Annotated in this window: 21 protein-coding genes; 17 read left to right on the forward strand and 4 right to left on the reverse strand. The window is 67.1% G+C overall.

What is annotated here, in order from left to right; all coding sequences use genetic code 11:
- Window positions 1-16 precede the first annotated feature (16 nt).
- The 8 genes from QP165_RS19330 (at window position 17) to QP165_RS19365 (ending at window position 9,932) form a co-directional block, all read left to right on the forward strand.
- Entirely contained in the window at window positions 17-2,233 is a 2,217-nt protein-coding gene (locus tag QP165_RS19330) for a ribonuclease R family protein (RefSeq protein ID WP_333997072.1), read from the forward strand.
- Between the two features lie 71 nt (window positions 2,234-2,304).
- Window positions 2,305-4,128, forward strand: a complete 1,824-nt coding sequence (gene lepA / locus QP165_RS19335; RefSeq protein WP_056024779.1) for a translation elongation factor 4 — start codon at window positions 2,305-2,307, stop codon at window positions 4,126-4,128.
- Between the two features lie 241 nt (window positions 4,129-4,369).
- Window positions 4,370-4,657: a hypothetical protein gene (locus QP165_RS19340; protein WP_333996868.1), complete on the forward strand. Its 288-nt coding sequence runs from the start codon at window positions 4,370-4,372 to the stop codon at window positions 4,655-4,657.
- Between the two features lie 120 nt (window positions 4,658-4,777).
- Window positions 4,778-7,204 (forward strand): polysaccharide deacetylase family protein, encoded by a 2,427-nt coding sequence (locus QP165_RS19345; protein ID WP_333996869.1) that lies wholly within the window; start codon window positions 4,778-4,780, stop codon window positions 7,202-7,204.
- 8 nt (window positions 7,205-7,212) lie between these two features.
- Window positions 7,213-7,767 (forward strand): glycosyltransferase, encoded by a 555-nt coding sequence (locus QP165_RS19350; RefSeq protein WP_333997073.1) that lies wholly within the window; start codon window positions 7,213-7,215, stop codon window positions 7,765-7,767.
- 100 nt (window positions 7,768-7,867) lie between these two features.
- Window positions 7,868-8,638, forward strand: coding sequence for a molybdate ABC transporter substrate-binding protein (modA, locus tag QP165_RS19355; RefSeq protein ID WP_333996870.1), 771 nt, complete (start codon window positions 7,868-7,870; stop codon window positions 8,636-8,638).
- The gene (gene modB / locus QP165_RS19360; RefSeq protein ID WP_443019342.1) at window positions 8,639-9,343 is read left to right on the forward strand and encodes a molybdate ABC transporter permease subunit; all 705 of its coding nucleotides are present in this window, start codon (window positions 8,639-8,641) and stop codon (window positions 9,341-9,343) included.
- Window positions 9,333-9,932: an ATP-binding cassette domain-containing protein gene (locus QP165_RS19365; protein ID WP_333996871.1), complete on the forward strand. Its 600-nt coding sequence runs from the start codon at window positions 9,333-9,335 to the stop codon at window positions 9,930-9,932. The genes modB and QP165_RS19365 overlap by 11 nt, the downstream gene beginning before the upstream one ends.
- A 64-nt stretch (window positions 9,933-9,996) precedes the next feature.
- Here QP165_RS19365 and rpsI read toward each other — a convergent pair whose 3' ends face one another.
- The 3 genes from rpsI to QP165_RS19380 all read right to left on the reverse strand — a co-directional run bounded on the left by rpsI (window position 9,997) and on the right by QP165_RS19380 (window position 12,198).
- Window positions 9,997-10,554 (reverse strand): 30S ribosomal protein S9, encoded by a 558-nt coding sequence (gene rpsI / locus QP165_RS19370; protein ID WP_082446261.1) that lies wholly within the window; start codon window positions 10,552-10,554, stop codon window positions 9,997-9,999.
- Complete coding sequence (gene rplM / locus QP165_RS19375) at window positions 10,554-11,033, reverse strand: 50S ribosomal protein L13 (RefSeq protein ID WP_082444974.1); 480 nt, start codon at window positions 11,031-11,033, stop codon at window positions 10,554-10,556. Before rplM ends, rpsI begins: the two co-directional genes overlap by 1 nt.
- Before the next feature lie 121 nt (window positions 11,034-11,154).
- Window positions 11,155-12,198: a COX15/CtaA family protein gene (locus QP165_RS19380; RefSeq protein ID WP_333996872.1), complete on the reverse strand. Its 1,044-nt coding sequence runs from the start codon at window positions 12,196-12,198 to the stop codon at window positions 11,155-11,157.
- A gap of 194 nt (window positions 12,199-12,392) precedes the next feature.
- On the opposite strand from QP165_RS19380, the gene QP165_RS19385 reads away from it, so the two are divergent.
- From QP165_RS19385 to QP165_RS19415, 7 genes are all read left to right on the forward strand, one after another.
- The gene (locus tag QP165_RS19385) at window positions 12,393-12,797 is read left to right on the forward strand and encodes a MerC domain-containing protein (RefSeq protein ID WP_333996873.1); all 405 of its coding nucleotides are present in this window, start codon (window positions 12,393-12,395) and stop codon (window positions 12,795-12,797) included.
- 70 nt (window positions 12,798-12,867) lie between these two features.
- Complete coding sequence (locus tag QP165_RS19390; RefSeq protein WP_333996874.1) at window positions 12,868-13,341, forward strand: Fur family transcriptional regulator; 474 nt, start codon at window positions 12,868-12,870, stop codon at window positions 13,339-13,341.
- A gap of 92 nt (window positions 13,342-13,433) precedes the next feature.
- Window positions 13,434-15,356 (forward strand): 1-deoxy-D-xylulose-5-phosphate synthase, encoded by a 1,923-nt coding sequence (gene dxs / locus QP165_RS19395; RefSeq protein ID WP_333996875.1) that lies wholly within the window; start codon window positions 13,434-13,436, stop codon window positions 15,354-15,356.
- On the forward strand, window positions 15,353-15,520 hold the full coding sequence (locus QP165_RS19400; RefSeq protein WP_333996876.1) for a hypothetical protein: 168 nt from the start codon (window positions 15,353-15,355) through the stop codon (window positions 15,518-15,520). Before dxs ends, QP165_RS19400 begins: the two co-directional genes overlap by 4 nt.
- A 267-nt stretch (window positions 15,521-15,787) precedes the next feature.
- Window positions 15,788-16,207: a hypothetical protein gene (locus QP165_RS19405; protein ID WP_333996877.1), complete on the forward strand. Its 420-nt coding sequence runs from the start codon at window positions 15,788-15,790 to the stop codon at window positions 16,205-16,207.
- Between the two features lie 17 nt (window positions 16,208-16,224).
- On the forward strand, window positions 16,225-17,856 hold the full coding sequence (locus QP165_RS19410; protein ID WP_333996878.1) for a TonB-dependent receptor: 1,632 nt from the start codon (window positions 16,225-16,227) through the stop codon (window positions 17,854-17,856).
- A gap of 9 nt (window positions 17,857-17,865) precedes the next feature.
- Window positions 17,866-19,059, forward strand: coding sequence for a DUF1624 domain-containing protein (locus QP165_RS19415; protein ID WP_333996879.1), 1,194 nt, complete (start codon window positions 17,866-17,868; stop codon window positions 19,057-19,059).
- An 8-nt stretch (window positions 19,060-19,067) separates the two neighbouring features.
- On the opposite strand, the gene QP165_RS19420 is transcribed toward QP165_RS19415, so the two are convergent.
- Window positions 19,068-19,406, reverse strand: a complete 339-nt coding sequence (locus QP165_RS19420; RefSeq protein ID WP_333996880.1) for a hypothetical protein — start codon at window positions 19,404-19,406, stop codon at window positions 19,068-19,070.
- 357 nt (window positions 19,407-19,763) lie between these two features.
- Between QP165_RS19420 and QP165_RS19425 the strand changes: the two genes are divergently transcribed.
- Complete coding sequence (locus tag QP165_RS19425; protein ID WP_333996881.1) at window positions 19,764-21,257, forward strand: ATPase domain-containing protein; 1,494 nt, start codon at window positions 19,764-19,766, stop codon at window positions 21,255-21,257.
- Between the two features lies 1 nt (window position 21,258).
- Entirely contained in the window at window positions 21,259-23,235 is a 1,977-nt protein-coding gene (locus QP165_RS19430) for a PAS domain-containing hybrid sensor histidine kinase/response regulator (protein ID WP_333996882.1), read from the forward strand.
- Window positions 23,236-23,423 lie beyond the last annotated feature (188 nt).

Below are 23,423 nucleotides of genomic sequence, written 5' to 3' on the forward strand. Positions count from 1 at the left end.
ACCCTATCTGGGAGCGATGTACAAACCAAAAGCCGGTCTTCCGACCCGCCAGCAGATCCTGGACTTCATCGCGTCGTCGGACGTCCCCGCGGGCAAGCGCGAGATCGCCAAGGGTTTCGGCCTGAGCGCGCAGGACAAGATCGGGCTGAAGGCGCTTCTCAAGGACATGGCGGACGAGGGGCTGATCGACAGCGCCCCCGGCCGCGCGTTCCACAAGATGGGCGGCGTGCCCAAGGTCACCGTGCTGCGGATCGCCGATGTCGACGATGCGGGCAATGTCTGGGCGGTCCCCGAACGCTGGGAGGCCGAGGGCGTGCCACCGCCGCGGCTGCGCGTGCGCGAACGCAAGCGCGGCGCGCTGGGGATCGGCGAGCGCATCCTCGCGCGCACCGAGGAAGCCGGCAATGGCTGGATCGCGCACCCGATGAAGGTGCTCGCGCCCGCGTCCGAACAGGTGCTCGGCGTGCTGCGCGAGGAGGCGGGGCGGCTGTGGCTGACCGGCGTCGACAAGCGCGAGCGGCGTGAATTCGCGGTCGCCGATGCGGGCGGTGCCGCGCCGGGCGATCTGGTGCTTGCCGAACTGGCGGGCAAGCCACCGCGGATCGCCGCGCGGGTCGTCAACAAGCTGGGCGACCCGTTTGCCGCGCGCAGCTTCTCGCTGATCGCGATCCACAAACACGGCATCCCCGACGTATTCGCGGTCGAGGCGATCGACGAGGCCAAGCGCGTCGCGCAACTCCCGCTCGGCGACGACCGCGAGGATCTGCGCCACCTGCCGATCGTCGCGATCGACCCCGAGGATGCGCGCGATCATGACGACGCGGTCTGGGCGGAGGCAGATGAGGATCCGGCCAATGCCGGCGGCTGGAAGGCGATCGTCGCGATCGCCGATGTCAGCTTCTATGTTCGGCCGAAGTCCGAGATCGACCGCGAAGCGCGGCGGCGCGGCAATTCGGTCTATTTCCCTGACCGCGTCGTGCCGATGCTGCCCGAGATCCTGTCGGCGGACGTCTGTTCGCTGAAGGAGGGCGAGGATCGCGCCGCGCTCGCCTGTCACCTCGTGATCAGTCGCGACGGGTCGCTCAAGTCGTGGCGTTTCACGCGCGCGGTCGTTCGGATCGCGGCGAACCTCGCCTATGAGGAGGCGCAGGCGGCGATCGACGGGACGCTGGCGCTCGACATGACCGAGACGGTGCTGAAGCCGCTCTGGGGCTGCTGGGCGTCGCTGGCGAAGGCGCGTGATGCGCGCGCGCCGCTCGACCTCGATTTGCCCGAGCGGCGGGTGGTGCTCGACGAGAAGGGGCGGATCATGTCGGTCGCGCCGCGCGAACGGCTCGATGCGCACCGGCTGATCGAGGATTACATGATCGCGGCCAATGTCGCCGCCGCCAAGGCGCTCGAGGGCAAGAAGGCGCCGGTGATGTACCGCGACCACGAGCCGCCGAGCCGCGAGAAGCTGGCGGCGCTGAAGGATTATCTCGAGACGTTCGGCGTGCCGTTCGCGCTGGGGCAGGTCATCCGGCCGGCGACGTTCAACCATGTGCTCGAGCGGATCGGCGATGCCGATTTCCGGCCGCAGGTGATGGAGCAGGTGCTGCGCACGCAGACGCAGGCTTATTACAGTCCCGCCAATCACGGGCATTTCGGGCTCGGCCTTGGCAGCTATGCGCATTTCACGTCGCCGATCCGCCGTTATGCCGACCTGATCGTGCACCGGTCGCTGGTCGCGGCGTACGGCCTTGGCGCAGGCGGGTTGCCCGCCGAGGATGCGGCCGGGATGGAGGCGATCGGCGAGACGATCAGCCGGCTCGAACGCCGCGCGATGGAGGCAGAGCGCGACACGATCGACCGCTATGTCGCGTCGTTCCTGTCCGAACGCGTCGGCCAGATCATGGAAGTGCGGATCACCGGCGTCACCAATTTCGGGTTCTTCGCGACGGTCGAGGGAATCGGCGGGGACGGGCTGATGCCCGTGCGTGACCTTGGCGGCGAATATTTCCGCTTCGACGAGGCGGCGCGGACGCTGGTCGGCGAGGATAGCGGCGACGTCTATGCGCAGGGGCAGATGCTCGACCTCAAGCTGGCCGAGGCGAACCCGGTATCGGGCGCGCTGCGGTTCGAAATGCCCGAGGGGAAGGGGGCCGCGGGGCCCGCACGCGCGCGCAAGCCGGGCCGCGAAATCAAGCGGCGCGGGCGTCCGGCGAACATCCGGCATCAGGGAAAGCGACGCTGATTGTGATCCCCGTTGCCACGGATGTCGCGGAAGCTTTGGCATAAGCCCGGCGAGGTGCTAACGGCGCGCGCATGACGACCGCATTGTCCCACATCCGCAACTTCTCCATCATCGCGCATATCGACCATGGCAAGTCGACGCTCGCCGATCGGCTGATCCAGCAAACCGGCGGGCTGACCGCGCGCGAAATGTCCGAGCAGGTGCTCGACAACATGGACATCGAGAAGGAGCGCGGGATCACGATCAAGGCGCAGACCGTGCGCCTGGCCTACCGCGCGAAGGACGGCGAGGATTACGTCCTCAACCTGATGGACACGCCGGGGCATGTCGACTTCGCCTATGAGGTGAGCCGCAGCCTCGCCGCGTGCGAGGGCGCGCTGCTCGTGGTCGACGCGGCGCAGGGCGTCGAGGCGCAGACGCTGGCGAACGTCTACCAGTCGATCGAGCATGACCACGAGATCGTGCCCGTCATCAACAAGATCGATCTGCCCGCCGCCGAACCCGAGAAGGTCCGCAAGGAAATCGAGGACGTGATCGGCATCGACGCGTCCGGCGCAGTGCTTGCGTCGGCGAAGTCGGGGATCGGCATCGAGGACATCCTCGAGGCGATCGTCACGAAGATCCCGCCGCCCAAGGGCGATCCAGAGGCACCGCTGAAGGCGATGCTGGTCGACAGCTGGTACGATCCGTATCTCGGCGTCGTCATCCTCGTCCGCGTGATCGACGGGGTCCTGAAGAAGGGCCAGCAGATCAAGTTCATGCAGACGGGCACGATGCATCTGGTCGACCGCGTCGGGTGTTTCCGGCCCAAGATCGAGCAGCTGACCGAGCTCGGCACGGGCGAGATGGGCTTCATCACCGCGCAGATCAAAGAGGTCGCGCAGACGCGCGTCGGCGACACGATCACCGATGCGAAGCGGCCTGCGCTCGAGGCGCTGGCGGGCTTCAAGGAAGTCCAGCCGGTGGTGTTCTGCGGGATGTTCCCGGTCGATGCCGCCGAGTTCGAGAAGCTGCGCGAATCGATCTCGAAGCTGCGCCTCAACGATGCGAGCTTCTCGTTCGAGATGGAGACGTCGGCGGCGTTGGGCTTCGGTTTCCGCTGCGGGTTCCTGGGGCTGCTGCATCTGGAGATCATCCAGGAGCGTCTGACGCGCGAATATGACCTCGACCTGATCACCACCGCGCCGTCGGTGGTTTACGAGATCGAGCTGAACCACCCCGATCCTGCGGGCACGACGCATATCGAGTTGCACAACCCGGCCGACATGCCCGAGCCGAACAAGATCGCGACGATCAGCGAGCCGTGGATCGAGGCGACGATCTACGTCCCCGACGAATATCTCGGCAGCGTGCTAAAGCTCTGCCAGGATCGCCGCGGCATCCAGAAGAACCTGACATACGTGGGCGGCCGCGCGCAGGCGACCTATGAGCTGCCGCTCAACGAAGTGGTGTTCGATTTCTACGATCGGCTGAAGTCGATGTCGAAGGGCTATGCGAGCTTCGATTATCATCAAATCGGCTACCGCGAGGGTGATCTCGTGAAGATGGGTATTCTCGTCAACGAGGAGCCGGTCGACGCGCTGAGCATGATCGTCCACCGCGGCACTGCGGAAGTCCGCGGTCGCGGGATGGTCGAGCGGCTGAAGGACCTGATCCCGCGGCATCTGTTCAAGATCCCGATCCAGGCCGCGATCGGCGGCAAGGTCATCGCGCGCGAGACGATCAGCGCGATGCGCAAGGACGTGACCGCCAAATGCTATGGCGGCGATGCGAGCCGCAAGAAGAAGCTCCTCGAAAAGCAGAAGAAGGGGAAGGCGAAGATGCGCGAGTATGGCTCGGTCAGCATCCCGCAGGAGGCGTTCATCGCCGCGCTGCGGATGGGCGACGACGCGTAAATCGGACGTATCCTCCCCTGCCAAGGGGCGCGCGACAGGTGTCGGAGGGGGAGGATACGGAATAGCGGTTTTCCTGTCCTCCCCCTCCGTCAGGCTACCGCCTGCCACCTCTCCCATGCGGGGGAGGATTTGCGACTGCGCCGCCGCCTGCCAACATGACGAATTTGACAGGATGGCGAGGGCGAGGTTGCACGCGCGTTCGTGCATGGCGTCCGCGCCAACGCTCGGATAGCTTGAGGTCATGACACTGCATCCCGTCTTCTATGACGCCAGCGGCCGCCGTCGGCGGCGGTTCACGCTGGGCGTCGTCGCGTTCGTCGCGCTGCTCCTGCTGTCGGTGGCGGTGCTCGTCGTCTCGGTCGGCGTGGTCCCCGCGGCACCGCTGTTGCCGTTCGAGCCCGAGCATCCGGGACTCCACAGCCTGCCGGCACCGCATAGCGGGCTGATCGGCCGGACAAGGCGCAGCCTCGATTATTACGCGAAGGGGCTGTTCGGGGGGCGGCAGCGGGGGCTGGGAAGGCGGGGGTAAAGGGTGGCGTCGGCCAGACCCCGCGCGCGACCAATCCGCGGCTGGCGATCGCATTCCACACGCCGTGGGACGAGATCGAGCACGGCGAGTCTCGCGCGGCATGTCGAGCAGCTCGACTGGGTGATCCCGGGATGGGTGTCGGTCACCGGTCCCGATCATGCGATCACGGTGTTTCGCGATACCGCCGGACGTGCCGTCCTCAACCGCGCGGTGCATCGTCCGGTCATCCTGCCGATGGTCCAGAATGCGAAGGACGGCGACTGGGACGGCGCGGGCAGCGCGGCGCTGTTCGCGGATGCGCGCGCACGCCACGCGTTGCTCGACAGGCTGGTCCCGTTCCTCGCGGCGAATCACGCGGGCGGCGCCTTTTTCGATTTCGAGAACCTGCCGCAGGGCGCGCAGGCGAATTACCGGCTGTTCCTGAGCGAGGCGAAGGCGCGCTTCGCACCGCGCGGCTGGGTCGTGGCGATCGCGGCGCCGGTCGGCAACCCCGACTGGAGCATGGCGGCGTATGCGCGGGTGACCGACAAGATTTTCCTGATGGCGTATGACGAGCACGAGACGAGCGGCCCGGCGGGACCGATCGCGTCGCAGCGCTGGTTCGTGCGGTCCGTCGCCGACGCGTCGCGCGGGATCCCGCCGTCGAAGCTGGTCGTCGCGATCGGGTCCTATGCCTATGACTGGCACGGCGATGCCGAGAGCGGGCGCGGCGATGCGCTCGGCGTCGAGGAGGCGTGGCAGGCCGCCGCCGATTCGGACGCGCGGCCGAGCTTCGACGCGGGCAGCGGGAACAGCAGCTTTGCCTATGCCGATGGCGGCGTCCGGCACCAGGTCTGGCTGCTCGATGCCGCGAGCGCGTACAACCAGATGGCGTTCCTGCAGAAGGCGGGTGTCGGCAGCGTCGCCTTGTGGCGGCTGGGGTCCGAGGATCCCGCGCTCTGGTCGATCTTCGGCCGCAATCATCGCCGCCTGCCGGCGCCGGGCGCGATCGATGCGATCCCGGCGGGGACGAACGTCGATATCGAGGGCAATGGCGAGATCCTGAAGATCGCGGCGTCGCCGGTCTCGGGTCAACGCACGGCGATCGCGGCGCGGGACGGGACGGTCGCGGACGTCCGGTTCACGCGGCTGCCGTCGCCCTATGTCGTCGAGCGGACCGGCTATCGCCCGCGCCAGCTCGCGCTGACGTTCGACGACGGTCCCGATCCCGAATGGACGCCGCAGATCCTCGACATCCTCAAGCGCGAGCATGTGCCGGGCACGTTCTTCATCGTCGGCGAGAACGCGCTGACGCAGCGTGGCCTGCTCGAGCGGATGGTCGCCGAGGGTCACGAGATCGGTAGCCACACCTATACGCATCCCAATCTGGCGACGGTGTCCGACCGGCAGGCCAGGTTCGAGCTGAACACGACGCAGCGGCTGTTCCAGGCCTTTACCGGACGCTCGCTGCGATTGTTCCGCGCGCCCTATTTCGGCGATGCGGAACCGAGCACCGCGGACGAGATCCTCCCCGCGCTCGAGGCGCAGCGCCGCGGCTATGTCTCGGTCGGGCTGCACGTCGATCCCGACGACTGGAAGCGGCCGGGCGTTCAGGCGATCATCGACCGGACGATCGCGCAGGTCGAGGACGGCAATCCGGAGCGCAGCGGCAACATCGTCCTGCTCCACGACGCGGGCGGCAACCGGGCACAGACCGTCGCCGCGCTGCCCGTGATCATCGATCGGCTGCGTGCGATGGGGTATGATTTCGTCCCCGTCTCGACGCTTGCCGGCCTGTCGCGCGATGCGGCGATGCCCGTCATATCGTCGAGCGACCGTGCCGCGGCGGTGGCGGATCTGGCGTTGTTCAGCGCGCTCGGCGGCATGGTGATCGCACTGCGCTGGATCTTCGGGATCGCGATCACGATCGGCATCCTGCGCGCGCTGGCGCTGTCCGCGCTCGCGCTGATCCAGGCACGGCGCGAGTTGAAGACGGTGTTCCCGGCGATCGATCCCGACCGGTTCGTGACGGTGATGATCCCGGCGTTCAACGAAGAGCGCGTGATCGTCCGCGCGGTGCAGGGCGTGCTCGCCTCGACCGAGGTCGCGATCGAGGTCATCGTCATCGACGACGGATCGAGCGACGCTACGTCGGCGGTCGTCGCGCAGGCGTTCGCCGGCGACGACCGCGTCCGTCTGCTGACGCTGGCGAACGGCGGCAAGGCGCGTGCGCTCAATCGCGGGCTCGACCTCGCGCGCGGCGAGATCGTCATCGCGCTCGATGCTGATACGCAGTTCGAACCGACGACGATCGCGCGGCTTGCGCGGTGGTTCGTCGATCCGACGCTGGGGGCGGTCGCGGGCAATGCCAAGGTCGGCAACCGCGTGAACCTGATCACGCGCTGGCAGGCGCTCGAGTACATCACCGCGCAGAATCTCGAGCGGCGCGCGCTCGCCCGGCTCAACGCGATCACGGTCGTGCCGGGCGCGGTCGGTGCCTGGCGACTCGCGGCGATCCGTGCGGTCGGGGGTATCCCGACGATACGCTCGCCGAGGATCAGGACCTGACGATCGCGATCCAGCGCGCAGGCTGGGCGGTGCAGTACGACCAGTTCGCGATCGCGTGGACCGAAGCCCCCGAGACGATGCGCGCGCTCGCCAAGCAGCGGTTCCGCTGGGCGTTCGGGACGCTGCAATGCCTGTGGAAGCACCGCAGCGCGATCGGCCGCAGCCAGCCGCGGGGGCTGGGCTGGGTCGGTTTGCCGCAGGCGATCGTCTTCCAGATCCTGCTCGCAGCGATCTCGCCGATCATCGACCTCGCGCTCGTCGTCAGTTTCGCGACGACCTATGTCGCGGTCTCGGCACACGGCTGGGCGCAGACGAGCCATGATCTCTACACGATGTTGACCTATTGGCTGGTGTTCACCGCGATCGACCTGCTCGCGGCGACGATCGCCTTCGCGCTCGAACGGCGCGAGCGGTGGCGGCTGCTCTGGCTGCTGATCCCGCAGCGGATCGGCTATCGGCAGGTCATGTATTATGTCGTGCTCAAGGCGATCGCGCAGGCGTTGCGCGGTCCGATGGTCGGGTGGGGCAAGCTGGCGCGGACGGGGCGCGTCGCCGCGCCCTGACGGGCCAGGCGCCAGGCGATTGAACCGGACCCATGGTCTGGCGTTCAACCGCGTGCGGCGTATACGGACAGGCGTCGTAGGGCCTGCCCGAAGGGACATGATGACGTATCTGGGATTTACCGCGCTGGTGGCCGCGAGTGCGGCCGCGACGCTTGCCGCGACGCCGGCGGCTGCCGATCCGACGCCACCGCTGGTGCTGGCCGCGGCGAGCCTGCAGGAGTCGCTGACGGCGGCAGCAAATGCGTGGGCGGCGAAGGGGCATGTAAGGCCGGTGATCTCGTTTGCGGCGTCGTCGGCGCTCGCGCGTCAGGTGCAGGCGGGGGCGAACGCCGATCTCTTCATTTCCGCGGACGAGGACTGGATGGACGCGCTGGCGGCGCGCAAGCTGATCGTCGCGAACACGCGGGTGACGTTCCTCGGCAATCGTCTCGTCGTCGCGGCGCCGGCGGGATCGAAGATACGAATTCCGGTGCGTCCGCCGGCAGCGCTGGTCCGCGTCCTGACCGCGGGCCCGCTCGCGATGGCGGACACGCCGGTCCCCGCGGGCAAATACGGGCAGGAGGCGCTCGAGCGTCTGGGGGTATGGCCGCAGGTCGCGCCGCGCGTCGTCCGCGCCGAGAACGTCCGCGCGACGCTCGCGCTGGTCGAACGCGGCGCCGCGCCGCTGGGGATCGTCTATGCGACCGACGCCAAGGCCTCCGCGCAGGTGCGGATCGCGGGCGTGTTCCCCGCCTCGACTCACCCCGCGATCACCTATCCGGTCGCGCGGCTCAGCACGTCGCGCAACCCCGAAGCCGAAGCCTTCCGGCGGTTCCTCGTCTCGCGCGGGGGCAAGGCGATCTTCGTGCGCTATGGTTTCTCGGCCCGCTGAATGGCGGGTGACCTCCTGTTGACGTCGGCGGAATGGGCCGTGGTGGGCCTGTCGCTGAAGGTCGGCGGGGTCGCGATGCTCGTCACGCTGCCGATCGCCTTTGCAATCGCCTGGGTCCTTGCGCGGGTCCGGTTTCCGGGGCGCGTGCTCGTCGATGCGCTCGTTCATCTGCCGCTCGTCGTGCCGCCGGTCGTGACGGGATGGCTGCTGCTGATCGCGTTCGCTCCCAATGGCCCGATCGGCGGCTGGCTGCAGGACTGGTTCGGCGTGAGCGTCCTGTTTCGCTGGACCGGCGCCGCGATCGCGGCGGGGGTGATGGCACTGCCGCTGATGGTGCGGGCGATGCGGCTGTCGATCGAGGCGGTCGACCGGCGGCTGGAAAGCGCCGCACGGACGCTCGGCGCGGGCCCGTGGCGCGTGTTCTGGACGCTGACGCTCCCGCTCAGCGTGCCCGGCGTGCTCGCGGGGGCGGTGCTGGGCTTCGCGCGATCGATCGGCGAGTTCGGCGCGACGATCACCTTCGTCTCGAACGTGCCCGGGCAGACGCAGACGCTCCCGCTCGCGATCTACTCCGCGCTGCAACAACCCGGCGCGGAGGCGATGGTGTGGCGACTGTCCGCGATTTCGGTGTCGCTGTCGCTGGTCGCGCTGGTCGCGTCCGAACTGCTCACGCGGCGTGCAGGGCGGGGGCTTCATGTCCTTTGAGATCGACGTGCGCAAGCGGCTGGGGGAGGCCGAGGTCGCGCTGACGCTGGCAGCGGGCGAGGGCGCGACGGTGCTGTTCGGCCCTTCGGGCGTCGGCAAGACGAGCGTGCTCAATATGGTCGCGGGGTTGCTGCGCCCCGATAGCGGACGGATCCTCGTCGATGGCGAGACGCTGTTCGGTGACGGGATCGATGTGCCGCCCGAGGCGCGTCGCGCAGGCTATGTCTTCCAGGAAGCGCGGCTGTTTCCGCATCTGAGGGTCCGCGCGAACCTGCTCTACGGTGCGGGCCGCGATACCGGCGCGTTCGAGGACCGGATCGGGTTTCTCGGGATCGGGCACCTGTTCGACCGCTGGCCCCGTACGCTGTCGGGCGGCGAGGCGCAGCGCGTCGCGATCGGCCGCGCGGTGCTGAGCAACCCGCGCTTCCTGCTGCTCGACGAACCGCTGGCGTCGCTCGATCGCGCGCGGCGCGAGGAGATCCTGCGCGCGATCGAGCATCTGCGCGACGTGATGCGGCTGCCAATCCTGATGGTGACTCACGATCCCGACGAGGCGGAGCGGATCGGCACACGCGTCGTGCGGATGTAGCCCGGACATGAAAAAGGCGGCCCGGGAAAACCCGGACCGCCTTTTTTGTAGCTCGCTGAGGCGTTTAGCGCTTCGAGAACTGGAAGCTACGACGGGCCTTCGCCTTGCCGTACTTCTTGCGCTCGACGACGCGGCTGTCGCGGGTCAGGAAGCCTGCAGCCTTGACCGACGCGCGCAGCACCGGCTCGAAGCGGGTCAGCGCCTGGCTGATGCCGTGCTTGACCGCGCCGGCCTGGCCCGAAAGACCACCACCCTTGACGGTGCAGACGACGTCATACTGACCTTCGCGCTCGGTGATCCCGAACACCTGGTTGATGACGAGACGCAGCGTCGGACGTGCGAAATACACTTCCTGGTCACGACCGTTGATCGTGATCTTGCCGGTGCCGGGCTTGACCCAGACGCGGGCGACGGCGTCCTTACGACGGCCGGTCGCATAGGCGCGGCCCTGCTTGTCGAGGATCTGCTCGCGCAGCGGCATCGGCTCGCGGACGGGCTCGTTCGAGACCGGTGCTTCGATATCGCCTTCGCTGGTCGGCAGCGTCTGGGCGGCAGGGGCAGCCGGCGCGGGCTGGTTGGTCAGGCTCGCGAGATCGGCGAGCGACTGGCGGTTGTCGGACATTATGCGCCCACCTTGTTCTTGCGGTTCATGCTGCCGATGTCGAGCACGGCAGGGTTCTGTGCCTCGTGCGGATGCTCGGTGCCCTTGAAGATACGCAGGTTGCGCATCTGCTCACGACCCAGCGGGCCGCGCGGGATCATGCGCTCGACAGCCTTTTCGAGAACGCGCTCCGGGAAGCGGCCGTCGAGGACCTTGGCGGCAGTGATGCCCTTGATGCCGCCGGCGTAACCGGTGTGCTTGTAATAGATCTTCTTCGCGGCCTTGTTGCCGGTGAAGCGGATCTTGTCGGCGTTGATCACGACGACGTTGTCACCGCAATCGACATGCGGGGTGAACGACGTCTTGTGCTTGCCGCGCAGGACGTTGGCGATGATCGATGCGGCACGACCGACGACGAGACCTTCCGCGTCGACGATATGCCACTGCTTCTCCACCTCGTGCGGCTTGGCCGACTTGGTGGTCTTCATGAGCGCCTTCATGGGCGTTGGACCTTCCAGATTGAATGCAAGCGCGCCGCAGGGTTTCCCCGCAGCGCGAATGCCCGCCTAATGCTGAAAGGGGGTCTTCAAGTCAAGCTTTCCGCCAGTTTGCTGACGGGTATCATGATACCCTGGCAGGGCTGCCGACCCGATGCGCGGCGAAAACCGTGGCGATCAGCAGCAGCGCGGCGTTGGCCTGATGCGCGACCGCGACATGGATATCGACCCCCGTCATCAGCGTGGCGATGCCGAGAAACACCTGAAGCGTGACGAGCCCCACGACCCAGAAACCCGCGCGTGCACCCAGCCGCGTCGTGCGGACCGCGAGCCAGACGAGCCCGGCGGCGGTCGCAAAGGCCAGCCAGCGGTGGATGAACTGCACCATGATCGGGTTGTCGACCGCGTTGGTCCAGCCGGGTGTGAGCATCGGCACGCCTGCGGGATACAGGCTGTCGCCCATCAACGGCCAGCTGGCGAACGCGTATCCTGCATCGAGGCCGGCGGTGAACGCGCCATAGACGAGCTGGATGAAGAGCAAGGCGAACGCGGCAATCGCAATCGGTGCGAGGCGGGCAGGGGCGGCGAGCCGCGACTTGTCGAGCGCGAGCAGGTCGAGCGCGGTCCAGACGATCCCGGCGAGCGTCACCAGCGCGGTCATCAGATGGACCGCGAGCCGGATGTGGCTGACATCGGTGCGCACCGACAGCCCCGACTTCACCATCCACCAGCCAATCGCACCCTGCAGCGCGCCGAGCGCGAGCAGCGCGCCGAGACGCCAGCCATAGCCGGCGGGGATCTGCCGACGGACCGCGAACCAGATCAGCGGGAGCGCGAAGGCGGCTCCGATGGTGCGCGCGAGCACGCGGTGGAGATACTCCCAGAAGAAGATCCCCTTGAACCCGTCGAGCGTCATGCCGCTGTTGAGCTGGCTGTATTCGGGGATCTGCTTGTAGTTGGCGAACTCGGCCTGCCACTGCGCCAGCGTCAGCGGCGGGATGATTCCCGTGATCGGCTTCCATTCGGTGATCGACAGCCCCGAATTGGTCAGCCGCGTGATCCCGCCTACGACGACGATTCCGACGATCATCGCGGCGACGACGAGGAGCCAGATCGCGACCGCTCGCGGGCGCGCTGTGGACAGGAAGGCGGCACTGGGCTGAAGCATGCGACAGCCCTACGCCCCTGCGCCGGGGGCGTCGAGTATCAGGAGTTACCGCAGGCCGGATTTCCGATCTGACAACCGAGTGTGCGCCGGACGAGCGACGTCGTGGCGGTTTCGCGCAAGCCGGCGGGATGCTGCGCAAAATTTACCGATGTGATGTTGTATCCTGTCCTTGAATCGCCTATCTGACGGAAACGATGTCGACCACCACCCACACGCACGCGTCCGCACATGCGCACCGGCCCTGGCTTGCCGGGCTCGACCGCTATGCGATCGGACTGTCGGGGTTGTGCATGGTGCATTGCCTGGCGACGTCGGTGCTGCTCGCACTGATGTCGACCGCGGGCGGTGTGCTGCTCGATCCGATCTTCCATGAGGTCGGGCTGACGATCGCGATCATGCTGGGCGCGGTCGCGCTGGGGCGCGGCGTGCTGCATCATGGCCATGCGCTGCCCGCGGCGATGGGGGCGTTCGGGCTCGGGATCATGGGCGGCGCGATGACGCTGCCGCATGACGCAAGCGGGCTCGAGACGGTCTGGACGGTCGCGGGCGTCGCGTTGCTCGCGCTCGGGCACGAACTCAATCGCCGGGCGGCGCACTGAGACGCCGTCCATGCGCCGCGCCGGCGGCGTGCTTGCGGCAGGCGCTGCGGCACCCTAGCTTGACCGGATAATGGCAGCACACGCACACAAGCATCACGAACCGCAGGGTATCGACCTCACCGTTGCGGCGCAGGCGGCGCTGGAGAAGTCCGGCGAGCAGTGGACGAGCATGCGTGCGAGCGTCTTCGCCGCACTGGCGGGGTTCGACAAGCCTGCCAGCGCCTATGACATCGCCGAGTCGGTGTCGAAGACCGAGGGCAGGCGGGTCGCCGCGAACAGCGTGTACCGGATCCTCGACCTGTTCGTCGGCGCGAACCTTGCGCGGCGTGTCGAAAGCGCCAACGCCTATGTCGCGAACGCGCACCCCGAATGCCTGCACGACTGTATCTTCCTTGTGTGCGACTCATGCGGACAGACGACGCATATCGACGACGATCCGGTCACGCGCGGGGTGCGCCATGCAGCAGAACTCGCCGGATTCACCCCGGTGCGGCCGGTGATCGAGGTGCGCGGTCGCTGCGCCGCGTGCGAGGCACAACGCTGAGGGATGCGCCACGCGCAGATAATCTGATGCGCGGCGCGGGGTTTCGTTCGGTAGCAATCGACACCAAACCTGTGCTGCGATAAGCCCGTCCGATGGCTGATACTCCTGTAACCCCGTTGCTCGACACGGTTTCGACCCCAGACGATCTCCGCAAGCTGAAGCCCGAGCAGCTTCGCCAGCTCGCCGACGAGCTGCGCACCGAGACGATTTCCGCGGTCGGGACGACCGGCGGGCACCTCGGATCGGGGCTTGGTGTCGTCGAGCTGACGACCGCGATCCATTATGTGTTCGATACGCCACGCGACCGGCTGGTCTGGGACGTCGGGCATCAATGCTATCCGCACAAGATCCTCACCGGTCGCCGCGACCGTATCCGCACGCTTCGGCAGGGCGGGGGGCTGAGCGGCTTCACCAAGCGTAGCGAGAGCGAATACGACCCGTTCGGCGCGGCGCATTCGTCGACCTCGATCTCGGCCGCACTGGGTTTCGCGGTCGCGAACAAGATCGCGGGCAAGCCGGGCAAGGGAATCGCGGTGATCGGCGACGGCGCGATGTCGGCGGGCATGGCCTATGAGGCGATGAACAATGCCGAGCAGGCGGGCAACCGTCTGGTCGTCATCCTCAACGACAACGACATGTCGATCGCGCCGCCGGTCGGCGGGCTGTCGGCCTATCTGTCGCGAATCGTGTCGAGTCGCGAGTTTCTCGGCATCCGCGAGCTCGCCAAGAAGTTCGCCCGCCGCCTGCCGCGGCCGTTCCACAACGCCGCGCGCAAGACCGACGAGTTCGCGCGCGGGATGACGATGGGCGGCACGCTGTTCGAGGAGCTCGGCTTTTATTATGTCGGGCCGATCGACGGGCACAATCTCGATCACCTGATCCCCGTGCTCGAGAATGTCCGCGATGCGGAGGAGGGCCCGATCCTCGTCCATGTCGTTACCAAGAAGGGCAAGGGCTATGCCCCGGCCGAGGCCGCCGCGGACAAGTATCACGGCGTCCAGAAGTTCGACGTGATCTCGGGCGTGCAGACCAAGGCGCCACCGGGACCGCCGCAATATCAGAACGTGTTCGGCGCGCAGCTCGTCGCCGAGGCGGCCAAGGACGACCGGATCTGCGCGATCACCGCGGCGATGCCGTCGGGGACCGGGCTCGACGCGTTCGCCAAGGCCTATCCCGACCGGTTCTTCGACGTCGGCATCGCCGAACAGCACGGCGTGACGTTCGCGGCGGGGCTTGCGGCGCAGGGCATGCGGCCGTTCTGCGCGATCTATTCGACGTTCCTGCAGCGCGCCTATGACCAGGTGGTGCATGATGTCGCGATCCAGAACCTGCCCGTGCGGTTCGCGATCGACCGTGCGGGGCTGGTCGGCGCGGATGGCGCGACGCATGCCGGCTCGTTCGACGTCACCTATCTCGCGACGCTGCCGAACTTCGTCGTGATGGCGGCGGCGGACGAGGCCGAGCTCGTCCACATGACGCACACCGCCGCGCATTATGACATCGGCCCGATCGCGGTGCGCTATCCCCGCGGCAACGGCACGGGGGTGGCGCTTCCCAGCACGCCGCAGCTGCTCGAGATCGGCAAGGGCCGGATCGTCCGCGAGGGCAAGACCGTCGCGATCCTGTCGCTCGGCACGCGACTCGAGGAGGCGCTGAAGGCGGCCGAGGTGCTCGAGGCGAAGGGGCTGTCGACGACGGTCGCCGATCTCCGCTTTGCCAAGCCGCTCGACATCGACATGATCCGCAAGCTGCTGACGACGCACGAGGTCGCGGTGACGATCGAGGAGGGCGCGGTCGGCGGCTTCGGTGCGCATGTCCTGACGCTGGCGAGCGACGAGGGGCTGATCGATGGCGGGCTCAAGCTGCGGACGCTGCGACTGCCCGACCTGTTCCAGGATCAGGACAAGCCCGACGTGCAATATGCCGACGCGGGGCTCGACTCGGCGGCGCTCGTCGAGACGGTGTTGAAGGCGCTGCGGCACAATTCGGGCGGAGTCGCCGAAGCACGCGCATGACCGGGCCGACGAAGGCCGTCGTGATCATCGCGCTCGCGGTGATCGTGATGGTGTCGCTGAACATCGCGATGTGGCGGCGGATGCGCGCCGGCCTGGTCGCCGCAAAGGCCGACCAGGCCGCAAATCCCGCACTGTTCGACCAGGACGGCGCGCGCATTCCCTAGCGCGCTTGCCGCATCCGACGGGCGATGGCCTGTCGATGGTGCCTTGGGCCCATGGGAGCAGAGCAGACCGGCCCGGCGCGCAGTCTCCGGCCGGCTGGAACGCGTACGCCCCGACCGCCCGGCGCCGTCTGGCAGGACGCCTTGCCGCAGCATGGTTGCCGATCCCGACAAGATCGTTATGAGACATAATATCATATCGGTTGCGTGCGGGAAGACTTGGTGGCGAGAGCGTTGAAGCGAAGGGGGGCAAGCGGGGCGATTGCGCGAATGCCGCGAAGGCTGTCGCGCGTCGTCGGCGTGATCGGGTTGATGGCAGGATCGTCGGTCCAGGCGCAGGAGACGGAGGACGCGGCCGAGCGCGACGACATCGTCGTGCTGGGAACGCGGACCTCGCGGGATGCAACGCTCTCGTCCGATCGCGCGACCGAGCTGATGTCGCAGTCGAGCCGGTCGCTGGAACAGGATCTCCTGCGCGCGGCGGGCACCTATCGACTGAGTGATGCGCTGGAGCTGGTCAGCGGAAGCAGCCAGCAGAACAACCGTGGCGGCTTTGCCGACAATTTCGCGATCTGCGGCTTCCTCAGCACCGCCGATGGCGGGGGCGAATATTACACGGACGGCTTCATCGCCAACCGGGGAGCGCACCCGCGCGCGATCCGGCGACGATCGAGCGTATCGAGATACTGAAAGGGCCCGCCGGCGCGGTGTTCGGCGACATCGATCCCGCCGGACGCGTCAACATGGTGAGCAAGACGCCGCGCTTTGCCGCGCACGCGTCCGCGACGCTGCAATATGGCTCGTTCGACACGCGCCGGATCGAGCTCGATGCGACGGGACCGCTGACCGACACGCTGGCCGCGCGGATCGTCGTCGCGACCGAGGATAGCGACGGCTATCGCGACTTCGTGACGTTGAAGCGCCGGGTGGTATCGCCGTCGCTGACGTTTCGACCCTCCGATGCGGTCCAGTTGACCTATCTGGCGCAGCATATCGCGTATGATGCCCCGTTCGATCGCGGCGTGAGCGCGATCGCGGGCGATCCACTGGCGCTGCCTGCGTCGCGGTTCCTTGGCGAGCCGTCGAACGGCGTCACGCGCGCGCGCGACACGCGGCACCAGCTGACCGGCGAAGCCCGGCTGGGCGGGGCATGGTCGCTGGTCGGCGGGATCGCGTATCGTACCGGTTCGCTCCGCGGCATCTCGGCGGACCAGTCGCGGCTGGTGGACGGGCGGACGCTGTGGCGGCAACGGCGCGAGCGCGGCTATGAGGTCGAAGACCTTTCGGCGCGGCTGGAACTGCGTGGCGAGGTCCACGCGCTGGGTGTCCATCGACCCAGCTTCGGCATCAAGGGGTATACGCTCGACTATCTCGAGCTGCTGAACCGGCGAAACCCGACCGAAACGCATCCCTATGCGATCGACATATTCGACCCGGTCTACGGGGTGGCGCAGGCGCTGCCGCTCCTTCCCAGCATCGATCAGCGCGAGACGCGGCAGGTGCTGTCGCTCTACGCGCAGGATGCCTGGGCCGTGACGACGAAGCTCGACCTCGTCGGGGGCGTGCGGTTCGACGCCTATCGCCAGCAGCTCGAGCGCAACCTCGTCAACGCGACCACCGTTTCGAAGGCGGAGCCCGTCAACTTCCGGCTCGGTGCGCGTTATGCCGTGGACGAGGCGATCTCGGTGCATGCCAATTGGGGTGAGTCGGTCCAGCTCAATTCGGGCAGCGGGATCGGCGGCGTGGCCTTCGCACCCGAGCGGGGACACGGCTTCGAGATCGGCGCGGCGGCCCGCCTGAGCGGTCTGGACCTCGGCGTCACCTGGTTCGACATCCGCAAGAGCAACGTCCTGACCACGGACCCCAACGACGCCAATTTCCTCGCGCCCGTCGGATCGCTGACGAGCCGCGGGATCGAGGTCGACGCGTCGCTGCGGCTTGCGCGTCGCTGGCAGGCGGTCGTGAATTACGCGTGGACCAGGGCGCGCAACGACGACCGGTCCTTCGCGACGCCTTTGGCTCTCAACGTGCCGGATCATTCGGGCACGGTCTTGATCGTGCATCGCTTCGATCCCGGTACCGGCCGGGACTGGCTGGTCAGCGGGGGCCTCGCCTATGTCGGCAAGCGCTCCGGCGCGACCGACGCCAGCGGCCTCGTCCTGCCCGACTATGTGAAGGTCAAGGCATCCGCCGAGATCCCGCTGTCGACGACGCTGACGCTGCGGGGGGAAGTCGATAACCTGATGAACGCGCGCTATGCGCAAAGCTCGTACAATTCGTTCTGGATCTATCCCGGCGCGCCACGAACGCTGCGCGCCTCGCTGCGCGCGGAATTCTAGAGGGATGTCATGACCCAGGCCCACACGCCGGCAACGCCCGGCGATACGCAGACCGCGCGCAAAAGCCCGGGCAGGCGCCTTGCGAGTATCGACGCGCTGCGCGGGCTGGTGATGGTGCTGATGCTGCTCGACCATCTGCGCGAGACGTGGATCGTCCTCGTCCCGATGCCCGATCCGGTGGATGCGCGTACCGTAATGCCCGCGCTAGCGATCGCGCGCTTCGCGGCAAGTTTCTGCGCGCCCGTCTTCGTCGCGCTGACGGGCCTCGCCGCCTATCTCTTCGCCAGGAGCCATACACCCGGCGAGACCGCGGGGTTTCTCATCAAGCGCGGGCTCCTGTTGATGGCGATCGACGTCGTGTATCTGTCGCCGCTCTATTGGGGGGTGGTGCCACAGCCGACATTCTGGCTCCAGGTGATCTGGTGCCTCGGCCTGTGCATGATCCTGCTGGCGGCGCTGATCCGGCTGCCGCGACCGGCGCATATCGCGCTCGGGCTGGTGCTCGTCTGCGGGCACAACCTGCTCGACCCGATACGATTGCAGCAGGGGGATACCCTTTTCCCGCTCTGGGCGCTGGTGCATCAGCGCGACGTGATCGCGTTGCCGTTCGGGTTCATCGCCAAGACGACCTATCCGATCCTGCCATGGCTCGGCGTCATGCTGCTCGGGCACGCGATCGGTCCATGGTTCGGGCACGACGTCGCGCCCGTCGTGCGGGTAAGGCGGCTTGTGCGTCTCGGCGTCGGGATGATCGGCGCCTTCGTCGTGCTGCGCCTCCTCAACGTCTATGGCGACGCGCCGTGGTACGTCGTCAAGGGCAGCGGCGTGCGGACGGTGATCAGCTTCCTGTCGATGACGAAATATCCGCCGTCGCTGCTCTTCCTGCTACCGACGCTCGGCGGCGGCGCGCTGATGCTCGCGTTGCTCGAGATGCGCGGCGGGGCGTGGCTGATAGAAAAGCTCGCCGTGTTCGGCGCGGCGCCGATGTTCTTCTATCTCTTCCATCTCACCGTCCTGCGCCTTCTCTATCATGGCGCGCTGGCCTGGTGGGGGCCGACCACCGGATCGGTCTTCATGGTCGACGGCTATGGCTGGGTGATCGGCTGGTACGTCGCGCTGATCGTGCCGCTCTATTATCCGACCGCGTGGTTCTCGCGGCTGAAGCAGCGTCGCCGCGACATTGCGTGGCTCCGCTTCTTCTGACCGCGCGCCTAGCGTTGTTTCTTGGTCAGCGTCGCGGTGAAGTCCGGATCCTTGTTCGCGACCCAGTCGACGAACTTGCGCACGGCGGGGTTCGCCAGCAGGGCTTCGACATCCATCCCGTGGCGCTGCAATTCGGAATTGGTGAAGTTGGCGGTCAGGTTCTGCTGGCAGATCGGATGCATCGGAACCACGTCGCGGCCACCGCGGCTCTTGGGGACCGGATGGTGCCAGATGATGGTCTTTCCCGTCGGGCGACCGCAGAGCCAGCACGCCACGACCTCGACAGGCGCCTCGTCTTCGGCCTGCGTGTCCTCGTAGGGGCCGTGTTTCGAATGTTTACGGGCCATGTGCGTTTCGAGAGTCCCTGATGATGAGGCTGCTAGTAGCGGGGAAGTCGTGCTTGTCACAGCATCGAAGACATCGATCAGCCGGGATGTCAAAGTCGGCAGCACCAGCCGTGGGGGTCGTCGACATCATCGAACACTCGAAGCGCGCTGCGGAATGTGTGGCCTTGCGCAGCCAATGGTTCCTTTCGAACGTTTGCCCCCATGCCAGCTTCCCTTTTGGTTACTCATGGGATTCGGCTGGTCGCGGCGCGCCCCGGGCGGTAGGCAGATCATATCCGAAGCCCGCCGAACGCCGGGTGTTCGCAAGCATGTCGAAGCCCCTGAATTAAGGAACTATGGTTGCCGTCGATGGAAAAAATGCCAGCCCTGGCTCTGACGGGTATCAGCGGCCTCGATGATATCCTGAACGGCGGCCTGACGCCGGACCGGATGTATCTCGTCGAAGGCACGCCCGGTACCGGCAAGACGACCCTCGGACTTGGCTTCCTCCTGACGGGTGCGGCGACCGGGGAGACCGGGCTCTATATCACGCTCGCCGAGACCGAGGTGGAACTGCGGGCGGTCGCGCAGACGCATGGCTGGTCGCTGGACAGTCTGACATTGTTCGAGATGGTCCCCGCCGATGGGCTGGGCGAAGACCAGGAACAGACGCTGCTGCATCCGAGCGAGGTCGAACTCGGTGAAACCGTCCGCGATATCATGGCAAAGGTCGACGAGGTCCGGCCGACGCGCGTGGTACTCGACAGCCTGTCCGAACTCAGGCTGCTCGCGCAGAGCCCGATCCGCTATCGTCGACAGATCCTCGCGCTGAAGCACTTCTTCTCGACGCGGAACTGCACCGTGCTGTTTCTCGACGACAAAAGCGGGACGGGGAGCGACCTGCAATTGCACAGCATCGCGCACGGCGTCGTGTCGCTCGATCAGATCCTGTCGGGCTTTGGTGCGCAACGGCGGCGGCTGCATGTCGTCAAGATGCGCGGGGTCAAGTATCGCGGCGGCTATCACGACTTCGAGATCGAGCGCGGGGGCCTGCGCGTCTATCCGCGGCTGGTCGCATCGGAGCATGAGACGGCGGAGGCTGGTGCCGCGGTTTCGACCGGCTCGCTCGAGCTCGACGCCTTGCTCGGAGGCGGGCTCGTGCCCGGAACCGCGACGTTGCTCACGGGCCCGGCGGGGGTCGGCAAGACGACGGCGTCGGTGCAATGCATGGTCGCCGCGCTCAAGCGTGGCGAAAACGCCGCCTATTTCCTGTTCGACGAGCGGATGCCGACATTGCTCACGCGCAGCGCGTCGCTCGGCATGGACCTCGAGCCGTATCTCCAGAACGGCCAGCTCGAATTGCGCGCGATCGATCCGGCGGAGATGTCGCCGGGGGAGTTTGCCGACGCGATCCGGAGGACGGTCGAGGATCACAGTGCGACGCTCGTCGTCGTCGACAGCCTCAACGCGTATCTCCAGGCGATGCCGAACGAGCAGTTCCTCGTCCTTCAGATGCACGAGATGCTGACATATCTCGGGCAGAAGGGCGTGGTCAGCCTGCTGATCCTCGGGCTTCACGGCGTGATGGGCGACATCCGGTCGGACGTGGATCTCAGCTATCTGTCGGATACGGTGGTCCAGCTGCGCTATTTCGAGGCGCATGGCGAAGTCCGCCAGGCGATTTCGGTGATCAAGACACGTACCGCGCGGCACGAACGGACGATCCGCGAGTTTCAGATCGGCAGTCATGGGCTCCGGCTTGGTGAACCGCTCCGGCAGTTCCAGGGCGTTTTGACCGGGGTCCCGACATTTTCGGGTGAAGGAAAGACGCTGATGGCCAGCCAGATGGGGACGCTGGATTCACACGGTTAGCATGAACGCGCGCGTTCTGATCCTGGCGCCGCGCGGACGCGATGCGGCGATCGCAGCGGAGCTTCTCGCGCGTGGCGCGATCGAGACGCATGTGTGCGACAGCCAGCCGGAGCTCGTCGAAGCGCTGCGCCAAGGGGCGGGTGCCGTCATGCTCACCGAAGAGGCGCTGGCGCCGAGCGCGGCGGACCTGATCGATTGGGTCGCTGGCCAGCCCGCCTGGTCGGATATTCCGTTCGTGGTCCTAGCCAACGGGTCGCGGACACCGCGCACATTGCTCGCGACCAGCCGGTTGGGCGATCTCGGCAACGTCGTCCTGCTCGAGCGTCCGTTGCACGCGGACGCCATGCTCGGCGCCGTGCGCTCGGCGCTGAAGGCGCGCGCGCGTCAGTATGAGGTACGCGATGCAGCGGCGACGCTCGAACAGGCCGTCGTGGACCGGACCGCCGACCTCGAAGCCACGCGCGATGGCCTGGAAGTCGCGCTCGAGGCCGCGGGCATGGGAAGCTGGGACATCGATATCGTCACCGGTCTGACGCGACGGACGCTGCGCCACGATGAGATCTTCGGCTATGCGACCAAGCTCGACCATTGGGACGTGGAGAGCTTCCTCGCGCATGTCGATCCGTCGCAGCGCGATGCGACACAGGCGGCGTTCAGCGAGGCGCTGGTGAGCGGCTCGCTCGACATCGAATGCGCGATCATGACGGCGGACGGCCGCAGCCGGTGCATCGTGGCCAAGGGGCGCGTGCGGTACGGCGCCGACGGCAACGCGATTCGAATGACCGGCGTGGTGTCCGACATCACCGATCGCCGCGACGCCGACATGCAGCTCGCGCAGGCGCAGAAGATGGATGCCATCGGTCAGCTCACCGGCGGCGTCGCGCATGACTTCAACAACCTGCTGACGCCGATCGTCGGCAGCCTCGATCTCATCCGACGGCGACACAAGGACGACGAGAAGACGCAGCGCATGATCGGCGGCGCGTTGCAGGCAGCAGAGCGCGCGGCGACGCTGACGCAGCGGCTGCTGTCGTTCGCGCGGCGGCAGGCGCTGCAACCGCGTGCGGTCGATATCGGCAAGCTGATCGACGGCATCGTCGATCTGATCCGCCGTTCGCTCGGGCCATCGATAACAGTGGTTCTGGATATCCCGGCGCATCTGTCGTCCGCCCGCGTCGATCCCAACCAGCTCGAGCTCGCGCTGCTCAATCTCGCGATCAATGCCCGCGACGCCATGCCGGGCGGCGGCCGGCTGACGCTGGGCGTAAGCGAGGCGAGCGTCGATGGCCGCAATGCGCTGGGGCTCAAGGGCGGCGGCTATGTACGGCTCGTCGTCGCCGATACGGGCAGCGGGATGGACCAGGCCACGCTCGCACGCGCGACCGAGCCGTTCTTTTCGACCAAGGGCGTTGGCAAGGGGACGGGGCTGGGCCTCTCGATGGTGCACGGGCTCGCGGCGCAATCCGGGGGGACGCTCAAGCTCGAAAGCGTGCCCGGCACCGGGACGACGATCGAGCTGTGGCTTCCCGCGTCTGCCGAGACGGGTGTCGAGCCGGACAAGCCGGCGGCCGAGCCGGTAGTCGCCGAGCGGGCGGCGACGGTGCTTCTTGTCGATGACGAGGAGCTGGTCCGATCGGCCACCGCGGAGATGTTGCGTGACATCGGCTACAGCGTCATCGAGCTCGCGTCCGCGTCGCAGGCCCTGTCGGCGATACGTTCGGGAATCGATGCCGATATCCTCGTCAGCGATTATGTGATGCCCGGAATGACGGGAGGCCAACTGATCAACGAATTGCGCGCGACCGGGGTTCGTATTCCGACATTGCTGGTCACCGGCTATGCCGCCACGGGCGAGGACGTGCCGGGTGACGTGACGCGCCTCGCCAAGCCGTTCCGCCAGGTCGATCTTGCCGCGCGCGTCAACGAATTGCTTCGGCCGTTGCAGGATCCTGCTGAAACTGCCGCGATCGCACGTTGAAGCCAGTCGGTCGCCAACGCTGACTGCAGCTCGTCATCGCGTTACGACCCACGGCTGCTCGCTTGATGATCAGCCTACGGTGGCTGGTCGTGTTGGTCAGCTACCCGGACCAAAGCCGGCTCGATGCGACCGATGCCCTCGGTCAGCCCCTCAGGGTCATCCAGCAGGGCACGGGAGCGTTGAAACGC

It is taken from the genome of Sphingomonas sp. 22R3R2A-7 (genome assembly GCF_036856055.1).
Taxonomy (GTDB): domain Bacteria; phylum Pseudomonadota; class Alphaproteobacteria; order Sphingomonadales; family Sphingomonadaceae; genus Sphingomonas.

Excerpts from the sequence above, each read along its gene's own strand:
- QP165_RS19330 (WP_333997072.1), top strand. The coding sequence starts at position 17 with ATGTACAAACCAAAAGCCGGTCTTCCGACCCGCCAGCAGATCCTGGAC.
- lepA (WP_056024779.1), top strand. The coding sequence starts at position 2,305 with ATGACGACCGCATTGTCCCACATCCGCAACTTCTCCATCATCGCGCAT.
- QP165_RS19340 (WP_333996868.1), top strand. The coding sequence starts at position 4,370 with ATGACACTGCATCCCGTCTTCTATGACGCCAGCGGCCGCCGTCGGCGG.
- modA (WP_333996870.1), top strand. The coding sequence starts at position 7,868 with ATGACGTATCTGGGATTTACCGCGCTGGTGGCCGCGAGTGCGGCCGCG.
- modB (WP_443019342.1), top strand. The coding sequence starts at position 8,639 with ATGGCGGGTGACCTCCTGTTGACGTCGGCGGAATGGGCCGTGGTGGGC.
- QP165_RS19365 (WP_333996871.1), top strand. The coding sequence starts at position 9,333 with ATGTCCTTTGAGATCGACGTGCGCAAGCGGCTGGGGGAGGCCGAGGTC.
- rpsI (WP_082446261.1), bottom strand. The coding sequence starts at position 10,554 with ATGTCCGACAACCGCCAGTCGCTCGCCGATCTCGCGAGCCTGACCAAC.
- rplM (WP_082444974.1), bottom strand. The coding sequence starts at position 11,033 with ATGAAGGCGCTCATGAAGACCACCAAGTCGGCCAAGCCGCACGAGGTG.
- QP165_RS19380 (WP_333996872.1), bottom strand. The coding sequence starts at position 12,198 with ATGCTTCAGCCCAGTGCCGCCTTCCTGTCCACAGCGCGCCCGCGAGCG.
- QP165_RS19385 (WP_333996873.1), top strand. The coding sequence starts at position 12,393 with ATGTCGACCACCACCCACACGCACGCGTCCGCACATGCGCACCGGCCC.
- QP165_RS19390 (WP_333996874.1), top strand. The coding sequence starts at position 12,868 with ATGGCAGCACACGCACACAAGCATCACGAACCGCAGGGTATCGACCTC.
- dxs (WP_333996875.1), top strand. The coding sequence starts at position 13,434 with ATGGCTGATACTCCTGTAACCCCGTTGCTCGACACGGTTTCGACCCCA.
- QP165_RS19400 (WP_333996876.1), top strand. The coding sequence starts at position 15,353 with ATGACCGGGCCGACGAAGGCCGTCGTGATCATCGCGCTCGCGGTGATC.
- QP165_RS19405 (WP_333996877.1), top strand. The coding sequence starts at position 15,788 with ATGCCGCGAAGGCTGTCGCGCGTCGTCGGCGTGATCGGGTTGATGGCA.
- QP165_RS19415 (WP_333996879.1), top strand. The coding sequence starts at position 17,866 with ATGACCCAGGCCCACACGCCGGCAACGCCCGGCGATACGCAGACCGCG.
- QP165_RS19420 (WP_333996880.1), bottom strand. The coding sequence starts at position 19,406 with ATGGCCCGTAAACATTCGAAACACGGCCCCTACGAGGACACGCAGGCC.
- QP165_RS19425 (WP_333996881.1), top strand. The coding sequence starts at position 19,764 with ATGCCAGCCCTGGCTCTGACGGGTATCAGCGGCCTCGATGATATCCTG.
- QP165_RS19430 (WP_333996882.1), top strand. The coding sequence starts at position 21,259 with ATGAACGCGCGCGTTCTGATCCTGGCGCCGCGCGGACGCGATGCGGCG.